The following is a 15127-nucleotide window of genomic DNA, read 5'->3' as shown; positions in this document are numbered from 1 at the left end:
GCGGTCAAAAATTTAAAGGAAAAAGTCCAGGCGGAAATAGATCGGCGCTTCACGGTCCGTGATCGCTTCCGGTCGTTCCAACGAGTGTGCAAAGGCCACGCTGGCCGCGACATTCTTGCCGCGTGCGAACAACTCCACCGAGTTGCTGCTCATGCGCCCATGCTGCTCGGCGTTGTAGCGGCCATGGCTGATCACGCCCTGGTCGTAGCCCAGGCTGGTGCCGTATTCAATGAACACCGGCTGCATCCAGGCCCAGGTCACCGGCCGGCTCCAGCGCAGGTCGTTGCGCCAATAGCCGCCGCTGTCGCCGGCGAGCATCTGGTCTTTGTAGCCACGAATCGACGACTGCCCGCCCAGGCTCATGCGCTGAGGGCTGAACAACACGTCTTCGCTGTGCTGGCCGGTCATCAAGCTGCTGAAGCTGAAGGACTCACCCCACAGTTTGAATGGATACAAATAGCTCACCGTAGCGGTGTACTTGCGATAGCGCGCATCCGGCTGCCCAGGCTTTGGATCGTGATTGGCCTGGGCGTCGAATGCGCCGATGCCGTTTTGCATGCCAAGGTCAATGTTGAGGAATGAACCGCCAATACGCCGACCATGGTTGATGCCCACTTGCGCTTCACTGAGGCGGTTGCTGCTCAAGGCAAGCTTGCTGTCTTCGATAAAGTTGTTGGTGCGAAGATAGGCGATGCCAGTGTTCAAGGACGTTTTGCTCAAAGCGTCACGATGGATCACCCGCTCCAGGCGCAACTGATGAGTCTGGCTGTCGCCGGTCTGCTTGAACTTGAAATTGTTAGCCTCGGCTCGCGAGCGGTATTCACTGTCGATATAGCTGTACGAGAGGTTCCACCAACCGAAAGGCAGGCTATAACTGAGCATCGAGTTGCGCGAGGTTTTCTGGTGATCACTGACGGCATCGTGGCCGCCACGCAGCGAAAGTTGGTCGGCCAGGCCCAACGGATTGTCCCAGTCCAGACTGGCGCCCCACTGCTGCTCACCGGTGCTACGCTGGCCGCCGTTATGCCGCGACAGGCCGACACGCCAGGGCTTTTGCGCGGTGTTTTTGACCAGTACATCACTGCCCCCCACGGCCTTGCCCGGCGCCAGCTCCATTTGCGCCTGGTTCGACGGCAAGCGGTTCAACTGATCGACCATCTGCTCGATTTCGCGCAGATTGAGCAGTTCGCCCTGCTTGCCGGGGAAACTCATGGTCAATTGGCGGTCGGTGATGCCGCCGCCTTCGGCAGCTTTCAGGCTCTCCAGCTTCCCTTCGACCACTTGAATCTTGAGATTGCCGCTGGAAAGGTCCTGCTGCAGCAAGTAGGCGCGACTGGTGACCAGGCCTTTGGCCAGATAACGGTCGGTGATCACCTTGAGTACTGCGTTGAGCTGCGGCACACCAAGACATTGGCCGACATAGGGCTTGATCAGATCAGCGCGCTCACCTTCGCTCAGCGCATCCGCACCGCCCAGCTCGATGGTTTTGATCGCAAAGCAGCGCGTATCGACGGGCGTTGCCGATGTTGCCGGCGCGGCGGACTTGCCGGGCAGGTCTTTGAGTTCTTCAAGGCGCCGTTGCTGCTCTTCGAGCAGGCGGTCCTGGCGGTCACGGATCAGGTCGGTGATGCCGGGAGCGTTCTGCGGCGTAGCCGCTTGCGCCCATCCGGAGGTGCCCAGGCAAAAAAAAGCGGACAACAGGCTTAACCTGGTCCGACGCGGTAAACGCCACACTTTATAGATCCCTCTATATGGCTTTATGCCATCCAATGTGGCGATGATAAGATGTCATTTTGATGGCGTCAATTAAGCGTGCAAATTCGTTCAATCCTTTATGCAGAGCTGCGCGGGCTTGAAATGTAGAGTTTTTTGGGGGTTGAGCCCTACCGCTAAACAATGACGCTGCGTGTGGTATCGAGCCGTTGCGTTAATCAGCAAGCAATAAAAAACCCCACAGCATCAGAGACCCTGTGAGGTTTTTACCTTCCGTTTCGCAGGTGCCGTGTCAGACCACGCTGATCATCTCTGCACTCAACTGCGCCGCATTGAACCCCACCAGGGTGACACTGCTGTCCCCCGCCAGAATCACGCTGTCACTGCCATGCTGGGTCGTGGCACCAAGCACAGCATCGGCGCTGGCGAACAGCGACTTGGCGAATACCAGCAGGTCCTGCCCGTTCTGGTGAATGTTGAAGTCGCTGATCACGTCGTGGCCAAACCCGCGTTGATCGAAAACAAACAGGTCGCTGCCCACGCCACCGCTGAGTTGGTCATTGCCCAGCCCGCCGATCAAGACGTCATTGCCGCTGGCGCCATACAGCGCGTCGTTGCCCGTGCCGCCCAGCAGTGTGTCGTTGCCGTCGCCGCCGTGCAGCAGGTCGTTGCCAGCGCCACCGTCGAGCCGGTCATTGCCGTTCTGGCCGAATATCAGGTCGCGCGCGGCGGTGCCTTTGAGGGTGTCGGCCAATTGGCTGCCTTCGATGGATTTGGCATACGCCTTATCGGCGCCGAACAGGCCTTCGAAGTCGAGTTTGCCACTGGTCACCGTATAGGCCGGCGTGAGGACCTCGCCAATGCCACCGAAGAGCCCGCCGAACACGGGCACATGCCCGAGGCTGTTGGCCAGGCCGGTTTCGAACTCCACATGCTCTACGCCGTGCAATTCCTTCAGGCCGTATTGGCCGCTGCTGTCGTTCAGAAACAACGTGCCGTCGCTGAGTTTTACGGCTTCGTAGGAAGACGAGGTGCCTTTGAGGAAGACTTTGTCGTTACCTTCGCCGCCAGCGACGATATCGGTACCGGTACTCACGCGGAAACTGTCGTCGCCCTTGAACCCGTCGAGGAAGTCATCGCTGCGCCCGTCCTGCAGCTTGTCCGAACTGTCGGTGCCCAGCAGGAACGCCGGTGTGCCGTAGTGGTTGGAAGTGGCGGTCTGCTTGTCGCTGACCCAGGTAAAACTGCGGCTGATGGCGTCGAGGTTGCTGATGATGATGGTGCTGTCGCGTTCGATGTAATCGTAGAAAGTCGATTGGGCGATGCGCTGGATAGGATTGATGAAAATGCCTTCCAGGTGCGCGGCCCATCCTGACAGGTTGGCAATCGAGAACGGACCATTGGGCCAGGTAGGTAGCGCATAGATTGTGTCGAACAGCACGATGTTATCGGTGGTCGAGGTGTAACTGGCGTCACTGCCTTGAAGCGCATCGATGATGGCGCTGCCCACGTCGGTCTCTTGCCCCGTGAGACGGTGGACCACATCGTTTTCAAAGCCGAAGTTGAAGATTCCCTCGCTGTTGCTGGACTTGGGCGACTCCATGCCAAAGTAGTCCGCATCCTTGAAAAAACCGTCGGCCAAAGTGTCCTTGCCGATATACATGCTGTTGGTGACGGAGCCACCCTGGCTGTAGCCGGTTACCAGAACATCTTTGCCGCTCAGGTTGTGGTCGGTGGCGTAATCCTTGATTGAATTGAGCAGGTAGTCATAGCCGTTGATATAAGAGTTATCGATCATCGCCGGCCAACCCAGCAGATCAATTGGCGAGTTAGTGCCGGCAATGGAAAAGCCCATTTTGACTAATTGGCCGCTGTCATCGTATTGACCAAACACTCTGGCCTGGGAGCCGAACACGCCGTCGCCGGTAAAACTTCCTGTGATGTCGGTGTGGCTGCTATCAACCTGCAGTTCGCTCGCGCCGATCTCACGCCAGCCCTTGGGCAGTGCGAAGGTGTTGCCCTCGCCCAGCACAAGCCCCGGAATGTTGTAGAGCGCGCCTACGGTGGCAACACCGCTGGTGTAAGTGGCGAGGGTCCAGGCATCTGAAATCAGGACGCGGGCGTCTTGCCCCTTGTAATCGAATATAGCCATGTCAGTACTCCTTGAGCCCAGCGATCAACACCGAAAGTCAACGGTAATACCTGATGCGTCGGGCTAAACAATATGCATTGAAGTTGTTGTTGTGCATTCTGTTCAGGCTGCTTCGTTTCTTAATATCGAGGTTGACCATTAAGGAAGCTCGTCAACACTAGCCTAGAAGCGCCGCCGTAAAGTGACCGACTATCGGAAGGTAAGGGTATGTACTTAGGGATATAGACGACAAAAGCGCCATAAGCGCTGTTTGTCGAACAGGAAGGGAAGTTTTGCGTTGTTCGTGACTAATGAGTCAAAGAAAATTAAACCCTTATAGCAAGTTGTGAACTGCAATAAGAGTTCAAGAAGTTCAGGTTTCTCTGGCGTTCATGAAGAATAAACCTCAGCGCCTTGGCATACAGGCTGCTTGAACCTGGGCAATTGCTGCCGGGCCAGTTGCGCCTGCACCCCCGCCACCGCTTCAAGCACTCTTTGCGCCCAGTGCTCATCCTGCGGATCAACCACCACCACGCGAAAGCCGTGGTCGTTACCTTCAAGGCGCACGCCCTCGGAATCATCCACGTGCAAATCAATATCGAAGGCCGGCGGAAATTTCGAGGGGGTGTTTGACAGCCCATGCACCGTGAGGGCGTGGTTATGCCGCTCGCTATTCACTACGCCGTCGACACGGATGCCGTACAGCATCAGCCAACGTCTGATGTAGGAAGGCGCCCTACCCGATGAGGTATAGACCCAGATACTGCAACCCTGGCGCCGCAGCTCGCGCGTCAGCGAACGAGTGCCGATACGCAGCGGCTCTCCCCACCAACGATGAGCACAGGCCGGCAGCCAACTGCTCTCGACGTCAGCGTGGTCAAGCTGGCAAGCCAGTGTGTCGTCGATATCAAAGGAGATGCGTACGCGCGGGCGCTTGGCGGCACGCGTGAGGACCGCTTGCTGGACGGCTTGCACGGCTCGGCTGGCGAGTGTTGGATACCAGCGCATTAATGGCCTCCCTGATAGATAGGCTGTGGTATATCGCTCAAGAAAAACGCCTTGGGATCCGGGGCCTGTTCCTCCAGGAAGGCGGCGTATTTTTTCTTGATCTTGGGCAATTCATACAACGCCTTGACCCCATGTTTGGCCGAGTTGCGGATCACCGAGGAAGGATTGAAGTAACCCTCGGCATTTTCCAACGTCAGCACAAACGGTGGCAACCCGGCGCGCATCAGCAGATAGCTGACGATCAGCGAGCCACTGCGGTTGTTGCCTTCGATGAACAACTGCGGCTTGCTGAGGATGCGCACATACACACCGGCCGCGCGTTTCCACACCGATTCACTGCGATACGCGCAGTACCAATTGAACAAGTCCTTGATACCGCCTTCAACGTTGTTGAAGAAGTGCTCCTCGGTGGCGGCCAGGTGCTGCGCGTATTCCACGCGGCGCGCCGGGTCGCTACCGCAGAGCACGGTGGCGTTGATCTCCAGCATCAAGTCCAGATGATGAAGGTCAAACAGGTCAACGCCCCGTGCGACATAGTCGTCAACCAGCGCATAGCCTTCAAGCACGTTGTGCAGCACTTCGTCGGTCAAGGGGTCGCGCGGCTCGGTAAATTGCGTGCTGAGCTCGGCAAAGCGGCTCTGCACTTTACGGAGCGCGCGTTCAATCGCTGACAAATCAAGACGATGCGTTGCAGACATTGGCGTTCCTGGGCTGACGGTAGCGCACGTGTGGTTTCTATCGAACATGGAGTGACTCAGCTGAACTTGCCGCTGATGTAATCCTCGGTCATCTGCTCACGTGGGCTGCCAAAAATCTGCGCGGTCGGGCCCATTTCCACCAGGTAGCCGGTACGCGTGCCCTGGGAAATATCCACCGAGAAAAACGCTGTGGTGTCCGCCACGCGGATGGCCTGCTGCATGTTGTGGGTGACCAGGGCGATGGTGTAGTCCTTCTTCAGTTCCACCATCAGCTCCTCTACCCGGCGAGTCGCAATCGGGTCGAGTGCCGAGCAAGGCTCATCGAGCAACAGCACTTCCGGCTCGGTGGCGATAGCGCGGGCGATACACAACCGTTGCTGCTGGCCACCGGAGAGCGACAGGCCGCTGACCTTGAGCTTGTCCTTGACTTCATCCCACAGCGCAGCGCCTTGCAGGGCGTGCTTGACGCGATCGCCCAAGTCGCCTTTGTAGCGGTTCAGGCGCAGGCCGAAGGCGACGTTGTCGAAGATGCTCATGGAGAACGGGTTCGGCTGCTGGAATACCATGCCGATGTAACGGCGCACTACCACCGGGTCTACACCCTTGCCGTACACGTCCTGCCCCAGAAAATGCACGTGGCCCTCGAAGCGAAAGCCCTTCACCAAATCGTTCATGCGGTTGAGGCTGCGCAGTACCGTACTTTTGCCGCAGCCGGACGGGCCGATAAAACCGGTGATCTTGTTTTTCTCGATCGGCACATGGCTGTCACGCACCGCCATGAAGTTACCGTAGAAAATCCGGTCCAGCTTGCAGTCCATGACCACAGGCGATTGGGTGACAAACGGAGCGGCTATTTGCGCAGTTGAGACGTTCAAGATTCAGATGCTCCCGTTCTTAATACTTAGGCTTGCCGAAGATACGGCTCACAATATTCACGACCAGCACGATCATCACCAACACCAACGAGGCCGCCCAGGCGAGCTCCAGCTGGTTGTCGAAAGGCATGCCGGAAAAGTTGTAGATCAACACGGCGAGGGAGGCCGTGGGGTTCATCACCGCCAGGTCGCCGTCGTGGTAGATCCAGTAGTTGCTGAACAGCGCGGTAAACAACAACGGCGCGGTTTCGCCTGCGGCACGTGCCACAGCAAGCATCACGCCGGTGAGGATCGCAGGTAGGCCGGTCGGCAAGATGATCTTCCAGATCACCTGCGAGCGGGTGCAGCCCATGCCGTAAGCCGCGTCCTTCATGATCTTGGGCACCATGCGCATCGACTCTTCCGCCGTCAGCACTACGATGGGCAGCATCAGTACCGCCAAGGCCACGCCGCCTGCCGGTGCCGAGTAGGTGCCGGTGGTCATCACCACCAAGGCATAGGCAAACACGCCGGCCAGGATCGAAGGCAAGCCGGTGAGCATCTTGGCGGCAAAGCGTGCAGCGTTGGCCAGTTTGCTGTCCGGCCCCAGTTCGGCCAGGAAGATCGCGGCCATGATGCCCACCGGCACTGCGATCGCCGCAGCGATACCGACCATCACAAAGGTGCCGGCCATGGCGTTGCCGAAACCACCGCCCGTTTCAAAGCCGGTGGGCGGCAACTCGGTGAACACCTCCAGGCTCAGGCGTGCGCCGCCACGGGTGATCAGCATGTAGAGCACCGAAATCAGCGGCACACTGGCCAGCAGCGCGCCCAGCCATACCAATGTGGTCAACACCAGGCTGCGCAGCGCCCGGCCTTCGAACTTGCGCTGCAGGCTCGGTACAGCGGTTATAGGGGATGTGAGATTAGTCATCATCGGTTACCCCGTTGGGCGTAGAGCATGATCATGGAACCGATGACATTCACCAGCAGCGTGATGAACATCAAGACGAGGGCGGCGTACATCAAGACCTCCACCTCGTTGGGCCCGGCTTCGGGGAAGTTCAGCGCCAACAAGGCTGCCAACGTGTTGGCCGGCGCGAACAGCGACAGGGAAATGTTGTTGGCGTTGCCCACCAGCATCGCCAGCGCCATGGTTTCGCCCAGCGCACGGCCGAGGCCGAGTACCAGGGAGCCAAAAATACCGGTGGCGGCAGACGGCACCATCACCTTGAGGATCGCCTCCCAATGGGTGGTGCCCATGCCGTAGGCGGCCTGCTTGGTTTTCATCGGCACGCTGGTGAGCGCGTCCTGGGACACGGCGGCAATCGTCGGCAGAATCATGATGGCCAATACCAGCGCCGCTGGCAGCAACCCCGGCCCGCTCAAGGACGTGCCGAAAAACGGGATCCAACCCAGTTCACTGTTCAACCAGGTAGTCAGTGGCCGGATCGCCGGGATCACCACGTAGATGCCCCACAGGCCATACACCACGCTGGGGATGGCCGCGAGCAGTTCAACGATGGTGCGAAACACCGCCGCCAGCTTGGCCGGCAGAAAGTCCTGAGTCAGGAAAATCGCCATGCTGACACCGAAAAAGCCCGCAATCAGCAGCGCGATAAAAGCGCTGTAGAGCGTGCCCCAAATGGCCGGCAGGATCCCGTACTTGCCCTGGTTAACGTCCCAGACACTGCCAAAAAGCACATCGAACCCGTGCTTTTCCATGCCCGGCAAGGCCTTGCGTCCCACCTCGAATACCAAGGCCGCGACCAACGCCAGAATCAGTACCACCCCGATTCGCGCGAGCCCACGGAAGGTGCGATCAACCAGGAAGTCCTTGGCGGAGGGAGGTTGGCAGGCAGAATCCCGGTTAACCGGTACGACGAAAGGTTTGTTCATTGGCTAATTCCGGAACAGGGGGGAAACGCCCCCGGCGCGGCAAACAGCCCACACCGAGAGCGGCCTCACGGGTGTTACTGAATGTTGGCGGAGGCTTTGCGAACCTGCTCTACCACCGATGGCGGCAGCGGGATGTAACCCATCGAGTCGGCGATTTTCTGCCCCTCGGTCAGGCTGTACTCAACCATTTCGCGCATGGCCTTGGCCTTGGCAGGGTTGCCGTTGTCCTTGCGGAAGATCATCCAGGTGTACGAGGTGATCGGGTAAGACTTGGCACCGTCCGGGTCCGGCAACCAGGCCACCAGGCTTTCCGGCATCTTCACGGCGGCCAGGGCCTCGGCGCCGCTTTCAGCGTTTGGCACCACGTACTGGCCGGCCTTGTTCTGCAACTGGGCGAAGTCAACCTTGGCCAGTTTGGCGAAGCCGTACTCGATGTAGCCAATTGCGCCTGGGGTCTGGCGTACGGTGGCGGTCACACCATCGTTCTTGGGCGACTTGATGAATTTGTCGCTGGCCGGCCAGTTGACGGTGTTGCCCTCCCCCAGCGCCGTTTTGAATTCAGGGTTGATGGTGGCCAGGTGTTTGGTGAAGACCGCTGTGGTGCCGCTGGAATCTGCACGCACAACCACCGTGATCGGCGTGTCGCTGAGCTTCAGGTCCGGGTTGGCGGCGACGATCTGTGGGTCGTTCCACTTGGTGATCTTGCCCAGGAAGATATTGGAGTAAACATCACGTGGCAGCTTGAGGCCCTTGGGATTGCCCGGCAGGTTATACGCCAGCACGATTTCACCGGCGGTCATTGGCAGCAACTGCACGCCTTCGGCGACCTTGGCGATGTCTTCGTCTTTCATGGCCGAGTCACTGGCGGCGAAGTCGACGGTTTTATTCAGGAAGTCCTGCACACCTGCGCCGCTGCCCTTGGATTGATAATCCACGGTGACGCCAGCGGTCTTCTTGCTGAAATCCTTGAACCAGGTGAGGTAGATAGGTGCAGGGAAGCTGGCGCCAGAGCCGGTGAGGCGCACGTTTTCGGCGGCGAAGGTCACGGAGGAGGCACACAGGGATACCGTAATGGCGAGTGCTGCGGACTTCATCAAGCTTTTCATTAAAAGGAACTCGTTGTGGTGACGGGCTCCCGAACTGTGAAGCAGGGTTGTTACATTTTTATGAAAATTGAATGGCGAGAGGGTGTTTTGTCCTGCTTTGCCGCCGCAGGCCTGAATTTTTAGGGCATTGGTTAGTAACAAAATAAGACTAAGAACCTGCACGCGCCGCTTTTTTGGCGCCTTTTTTGGACAGCGTGAGGTGAGCTTGAAGACATACAGCTCACCTCGCCCTGTCACAATCGGGTTTAAACTTCAGAAGTGCCACTCAAGGTGGAACGTCGGCGCATGCGTATCGGTACCCGGTTTATTGATCGCGCCATACTTGTGTTTCCAGTACTCATAGCCCGGACCGACCAATAGGGTATTTTTGCGACCCCATGCCAGTTGCCCGACATCGACCATCAATGACGCGCGCACCAGGCTTTCCTCGGCCGTATCCTGCTTGAAGTAATCCTTGCCCTTCTCGGTCTTGTAGCTGGCAAAACCCTGGAATTTGAGGGGCACGCCGGCCACCTGGAACGGGATGCCCCAGACCATGTGCAACACATAGTACGGGTCGAACTGGATGTTTTCGGCCTGGCACGCATTCAACCCGCAGTGGTTCCATTCCATGGCATACAGCAGGCTGATATCCAGGTAACCGGGCACGTCGAACTTGAGCGTCGGACCGGCCACCAACATGCGCTTGCGGGTAGCGAACTCGGTGTTCTTGTAGTTGAGCTCAACTCCGCCGCTCAGGGCCACCTCCTTGACCGGACCAAAGGCCATCGACCGCTCGAACACCTGGCTGAGGAACAGTTGATGGCGGTACACTAGATAGGCCTCGGTCGCACCCGAATCGCTGTCTTTCTTTGGATCGTTACTGTCGGACTTGAGTACGTCCAGGTTGAAGAAATTGGAACCGGTCTCATTGCCGCTGGCATGGCCCAGTTGGTAGATCTCCTTCTGGACCTTGCCACGGATGCTGGGTTCGGTGAAGTCGGTACCGTAGCGAAAACCGATGAAGGTATCGCTCCAGTCCTTGGCCTGTGCCGGGCTTGAGATCAGACTCATTGCACCCGCGGTTATCAAAAGAGCCTTGCAATACGTTTTTTGTAATTGTTGTACGTACATGTTCAGGATTCCATCACGTCAAAGTTCCAGCCATCCCGGTTTCCAGGCATGCGCAAGCCTTGCCCGGACGACCACCAGGGCCGGGTTCAAGTTGCCAGGGGTGCTATGGCTTAGCGGACGTTAGCCATGGGTATGACGAGTGGATTGCCAGGCAATCATTTGCCAGCTGTTATTGCCCGCCTTCCACACGCTGATGTAGCGCGAGTTGAGGACCATGGGCTCGCCACGGATCACCACGTCCATATCGATCAGCCCGGTAACGACCACGCATTCCCCTACCCTGCGCATCTGCTCGTCATGGCTGGTGAAGCCGCGATAGCGCCAGACGCCCTCTCGCATGCCCTGCAGGTAGCTGCTCTTGCTGTCGCTCTTGCCGTCGGAGTGGCTGTAGGTCAAGTCTCGGGTATAGATACTTTCCAGGAAGTCCATATCGCCCTCGACCATGGCCTGGCGGCGGCGCAATTCCAGGGTTTGGATCTGTTGTTCTACGCGTTGCTCTGACATCGTTTGATACTCCAGTGTTGATCTCAAACTTCAGGAATCCGTGGTTTTCAGCGCCCCTCCCGCGCGAGCGGGCACGTCTGACTCCACCTGGGGCATAAACAACAGCGTGACAGTGGCCAAGGCAAAAAAACCGGCGCACACCAACAGGCCCCACGCCAGGCTGTAGTGGGTGGCGATACCACTCAGCAGGAGAGGCGCAAAAGCCGCCAGGCCCCGGCCAAAGTTGAAGCAGAAGCCCGCGCCGAGAGTGCGTACCCGCGTGGGGTACAACGCACTGAAGTAGGAGGCAAACAAACTGGCAAAGGCATAGAAGAAGGCATAGATCGGCCCTAGCCAGAACAGAATGGCGTTATCGGTGGTGAGTGCATAAATCGATAACATCAGCGCGCTGCCGAGCAATGACAGGAGCGTGGCGTTGCGTTTACCGATGTGGTCAGCGATGAAGCCGAAGGCATTGATACCGATAAAGGCGCCGATGTTGAGGATCGCCATGAAGTTGGCCATCATCCCAATGTCCAGTCCGCGCTCCTTGATCAAGTAGGTGGGCAACCAAGTGCTCGCCCCCCAGAAGCCAATCACCGCAAAACTCGCCGCCAGGGTACCCAGCAGGGTCAGGCGCAGCAGTTCGGGGGAAAATATTTCGCGTATCGAGACATGCTTGTGCTGGCTGGGGCCGGCCATGTTGCGGATTTTCTGCGCGGTCCATTCCGGTGACTCAGGCACAAAGAAAAACAGATACGCCAGCGGGATCAAGGTGGAGATCCCCGCCACCATGAACAGGGTTTGCCAGTCTGGCAGGTAGCTGGCCGCCACCATTGCCGCGATGGCGGCGCCAATCGGGAATGAACTCAACACGAACCCGATCGCTCGTGCCCGTTGATGGGCAGGCCAGGTTTCCGTTACATAGGCTGAGACAATCCCCCACACCCCGCCCAAGCCCAGCCCGGACAGAAACCGCAGGAGCAGGAGCAAGCCCCAGTTGTGCGTGGTAGCGACCAGCGTGGTCAACACGCCGAACACGATCAACGAGATCAGCAGGGCTTTGCGTCGGCCGTAGTTGTCGCAATACCACCCCGTGGTAATGCCGCTCAAACCAATCCCCAGCAAGGTTGCCGAGGCGAGCATGCCAGCTTCATTGAACGTCAGGCCCAGGTCCTGGCGGATCACCGGGAGCGCAATGGTGAGTAGGATGATCTCCATGGCGTCAAACAGATACGCAAGGAAACCGCCGATAAGTACATGCCATTTGGATAGAGCTCGCATTGCAGGTTTTCCTTATTGTTGTTGTTTTGCCAGGCCGATCGACAGACGTGATGCATCGCAGCACGCTTGATCGGCCTGGAGGATTTACGGGTGCGGTTAGTCAGTTACAGCAGGGCGCAGGCCTCGTCGAAGCCCAGCCGCGGGTTACGGGCAAAGAGTTTTGCGGGGTCGCCATAGCCGAGGTTGCACAGGAAGTTCGTCTTGATCTTCATCCCGGCAAAGGCCTGCATGCCCTCGGCCCCTGGAGCAAAGAACGTCTGGTCGACCTGTGCGTGGTCAAACCCGGACATCGGCCCGCAGTCAAGGCCCAGAGCCCGGGCCGCGAGAATGAAGTAGCCGCCCTGCAGCGAACTGTTGCGAAACGCGGTGGACTCAAGCAAATCCGGCTGGTCGGCAAACCAGTCGCGTACTGTGGGGTTGTGCGCAAACAACCTGGGCAACTGCGTATGGAACTGCGTGTCGTAGCCAATGATTGCCGTCACCGGGGCGCCCAGGGTCTTCTCGACATTGCCGGCGCTCAGGGCTGGCAGCAAACGCTGCCGGGATTGGGCACTGCGTAAAAACACAATGCGCGCAGGGCAGCCGTTGGCGCTGGTCGGGCCCCAGCGCATCAGGTCGTAGAGTGCCTTGAGGGTTTGATCATCCACCGGTTTATCCAGCCAGCCGTTCTGGCTACGGGCCTGGCGAAACAACTTATCGAGCACCTGCTCGCTGATTACCTGACTCATGGCATCTGTCCTCAACTGCGTCGTTGACGGTCTGAAGTCGACCGGGGCAAGGTCTGTTCAGCGGCACACTCGCCGCCCAGAAAGAACTCCACCGACATCGGCGGGCCCCACTGGTAGAGGCTGGCGTCGCACGCCTGGGTGTAACCCGAGGGCGAGTCCTGGTTGAACAGGTCGCCATCGGTGAAGTGCTCGATAAGGTTGCCGGACGGGTCCCGCCAATAATCGAAGATCTGGCTGCCCAGCATGTGCCGGCCTACCCCCCAGAACGGCGACCAACCTTGCAGGGTCATCCACTCGTGGCCCAGGCACTGCGCGTCAAAATCCTGCACCTCGAAGGACACGTGATGGACGAAGTCCTTCGGTGCCTGGAACAGGGCGATGGTGTGATGGTCAGTCCAGGCGCTGCCACGGTTCAACCGCAGGAAGGCCGCGCTCGGGCGGTCCCGGTCAGGCTCCTGAACCACAAGGTCCGAAGGCAGCATGCCGAGCACTTGCTGGTACCAGGCCAGGTGCTGCGGCATGTCCTGCACGCCAATCGCCGCATGACCCAGGCGCAGGACTTGTGCCGCGCCCTTGCCGGGCCGCTGCACATCGCCAAAGCGTTGCTTGTGATGGGCCGAGTTGAGGGTCAACGCAGCACGCTGGGGCAGCGTGCCCACGGCTTCGATACCGTGGGCCAGCTCGATGCGCCGCCCCGAGGGATCATGCAAGGCGACGTACTGCCCTCCTCCGGGGCCTTCCAGCGGCCGGATCGCCGAGGCCCCCGGCAACCGGGTAGCCTGGTGCAAGTCATCGAGGCTTTCGACGGCGAACGCGATGGCGCCAAAGCTGGCTTCAACAGCCTTCTCGGCGATGTACACATAGGGCAGTGAGCAGGTACCGCGAAAATACAGGCGTTGCTCGGTACGGTGCATAACCACCAGGCCGAAATCGGTCAGGAAACGTTCGACCACTCCAAGGTCGGGATGACGGTAGAGCACATGGTTGATGTCTTTGATCTGCAGCACGGTAGTTGCTCCTGGGCATGCAATGGGCAGGACAACCGGTGGTCAAAACCAGGGCAGCCGGGATCGCTGCCCACCGTAGTGACGGTGGGTCGGTTGTGCTGCGCGCTCGAAAAAACTGAGGCGTGGACTCAGGCCGCTGAAGGCTCGTCGGCGATCAGGTTGCTCAAGGTGCCAAGGCCTTCGATCTCCACGGTGCAGAGGTCGCCAGGCTTCATGAACAGTGGCGGACGTCGCGCCCAGCCAATCCCTGCCGGGGTGCCGGTGACGATCACGTCACCGGGTTCCAGGGTCACCGCTTCACTGAGCACGGCGATCAGTTCGGCGACCCCAAAGATCATGTCGGCGGTATTGCCCTGCTGCACCACCGTGCCATTGAGGCGGGTCACCAGGTTGAGGCCAACTGCCCCCGCTGGCAGCTCGGCTGCACTGACGAAGGTCGGGCCAAACGCGCCGGTGGCGTCGAAGTTTTTGCCAATGGTCCATTGCGGCGATTTGAACTGGTAATCGCGTACCGAGGCTTCATTGAAGATCGCATAGCCCGCCACATGCTCCAGGGCCTGCGCGCGCGCGATATGCCGGCCACCGGTGCCGATCACTACCGCCAGCTCTCCTTCGTAGTCCAGTTGTTCGGAGACACGCGGGCGCAGGATGGGTTCGCCATGGCCGATCAGGCTGGTGCTGAAACGCGGAAAAAAGGTCGGATAGGTCGGCTGTTCATAAGGGCTTTCCTTGGTGTGATCGGCGTAATTCAGGCCGACACACACAATCTTGCCCGGGCGCTCCAGCGGGGGCAGGTAACGCAGCTTCGATGGATCGAGCAAACGGGCGTCGCTCAAGCGCTGATGGGCCGCTTGCAGCGCGTTCGGACCGGCCTTGAGCAAGCTCTCCAGGGCACCCGGATAACCACTTTCCTGTTCGGTCAAACCTCGCAGCGCGCCTGCTTTTTCAATGGCCAGACCTTTGGTGGAGCCTTCCAAAAAGTGTACGAAACGCATGATCACTACCTCTGTTGTTGTTATAGTTCGGTACGGTACGTTACCGTACCCTTTTGTCGAAAATGCGCCCAAATAAATAACTCGTCAAGGGTCATCAAAGTGTTTTTA

General features: G+C 58.8%; 14 protein-coding genes. All 14 read right to left on the bottom strand.

The window, feature by feature from the left end; translation table 11 throughout:
* Positions 1–12: 12 nt before the first annotated feature.
* Positions 13–1680, bottom strand: a complete 1668-nt coding sequence (locus QK296_RS13225; RefSeq protein WP_282391026.1) for a ShlB/FhaC/HecB family hemolysin secretion/activation protein — start codon at positions 1678–1680, stop codon at positions 13–15.
* A gap of 325 nt (positions 1681–2005) precedes the next feature.
* The gene (locus QK296_RS13220) at positions 2006–3865 is read right to left on the bottom strand and encodes a calcium-binding protein (protein ID WP_169855860.1); all 1860 of its coding nucleotides are present in this window, start codon (positions 3863–3865) and stop codon (positions 2006–2008) included.
* 369 nt (positions 3866–4234) lie between these two features.
* Complete coding sequence (locus tag QK296_RS13215; protein WP_034135054.1) at positions 4235–4852, bottom strand: hypothetical protein; 618 nt, start codon at positions 4850–4852, stop codon at positions 4235–4237.
* On the bottom strand, positions 4852–5550 hold the full coding sequence (locus QK296_RS13210) for a hypothetical protein (protein WP_034135055.1): 699 nt from the start codon (positions 5548–5550) through the stop codon (positions 4852–4854). Before QK296_RS13210 ends, QK296_RS13215 begins: the two co-directional genes overlap by 1 nt.
* Positions 5551–5606: 56 nt before the next feature.
* Positions 5607–6368: a phosphate ABC transporter ATP-binding protein PstB gene (gene pstB / locus QK296_RS13205; protein ID WP_019817112.1), complete on the bottom strand. Its 762-nt coding sequence runs from the start codon at positions 6366–6368 to the stop codon at positions 5607–5609.
* Between the two features lie 76 nt (positions 6369–6444).
* A complete protein-coding gene (gene pstA, locus QK296_RS13200) occupies positions 6445–7338 on the bottom strand; it encodes a phosphate ABC transporter permease PstA (RefSeq protein ID WP_003191515.1) in 894 nt (297 codons plus the stop codon).
* Complete coding sequence (pstC, locus tag QK296_RS13195; RefSeq protein ID WP_003191517.1) at positions 7338–8303, bottom strand: phosphate ABC transporter permease subunit PstC; 966 nt, start codon at positions 8301–8303, stop codon at positions 7338–7340. Before pstC ends, pstA begins: the two co-directional genes overlap by 1 nt.
* A 74-nt stretch (positions 8304–8377) precedes the next feature.
* Positions 8378–9409, bottom strand: a complete 1032-nt coding sequence (pstS, locus tag QK296_RS13190; protein ID WP_003191519.1) for a phosphate ABC transporter substrate-binding protein PstS — start codon at positions 9407–9409, stop codon at positions 8378–8380.
* A 252-nt stretch (positions 9410–9661) separates the two neighbouring features.
* A complete protein-coding gene (locus QK296_RS13185; RefSeq protein ID WP_019817113.1) occupies positions 9662–10462 on the bottom strand; it encodes a hypothetical protein in 801 nt (266 codons plus the stop codon).
* A gap of 180 nt (positions 10463–10642) precedes the next feature.
* Positions 10643–11026 carry a nuclear transport factor 2 family protein gene (locus tag QK296_RS13180; RefSeq protein WP_282391023.1) on the bottom strand — a complete coding sequence of 128 codons (384 nt, stop codon included), beginning with the start codon at positions 11024–11026 and terminating at the stop codon, positions 10643–10645.
* A gap of 30 nt (positions 11027–11056) precedes the next feature.
* Complete coding sequence (locus tag QK296_RS13175) at positions 11057–12289, bottom strand: MFS transporter (protein ID WP_003191525.1); 1233 nt, start codon at positions 12287–12289, stop codon at positions 11057–11059.
* Positions 12290–12393: 104 nt separating this feature from the next.
* Positions 12394–13017, bottom strand: a complete 624-nt coding sequence (locus QK296_RS13170) for a malonic semialdehyde reductase (protein WP_003191526.1) — start codon at positions 13015–13017, stop codon at positions 12394–12396.
* A gap of 11 nt (positions 13018–13028) precedes the next feature.
* Positions 13029–14024: a VOC family protein gene (locus QK296_RS13165; protein WP_003191528.1), complete on the bottom strand. Its 996-nt coding sequence runs from the start codon at positions 14022–14024 to the stop codon at positions 13029–13031.
* A 128-nt stretch (positions 14025–14152) separates the two neighbouring features.
* Positions 14153–15019, bottom strand: coding sequence for a fumarylacetoacetate hydrolase family protein (locus QK296_RS13160; protein WP_169855863.1), 867 nt, complete (start codon positions 15017–15019; stop codon positions 14153–14155).
* Between the last annotated feature and the right edge of the window lie 108 nt (positions 15020–15127).

This window comes from Pseudomonas sp. AL10 (genome assembly GCF_029960685.1).
Classification (GTDB): domain Bacteria; phylum Pseudomonadota; class Gammaproteobacteria; order Pseudomonadales; family Pseudomonadaceae; genus Aquipseudomonas; species Aquipseudomonas lactis.
Note: the sequence above shows the minus strand (reverse complement) of the source record. Positions and strands in the feature narration are given on the sequence as shown.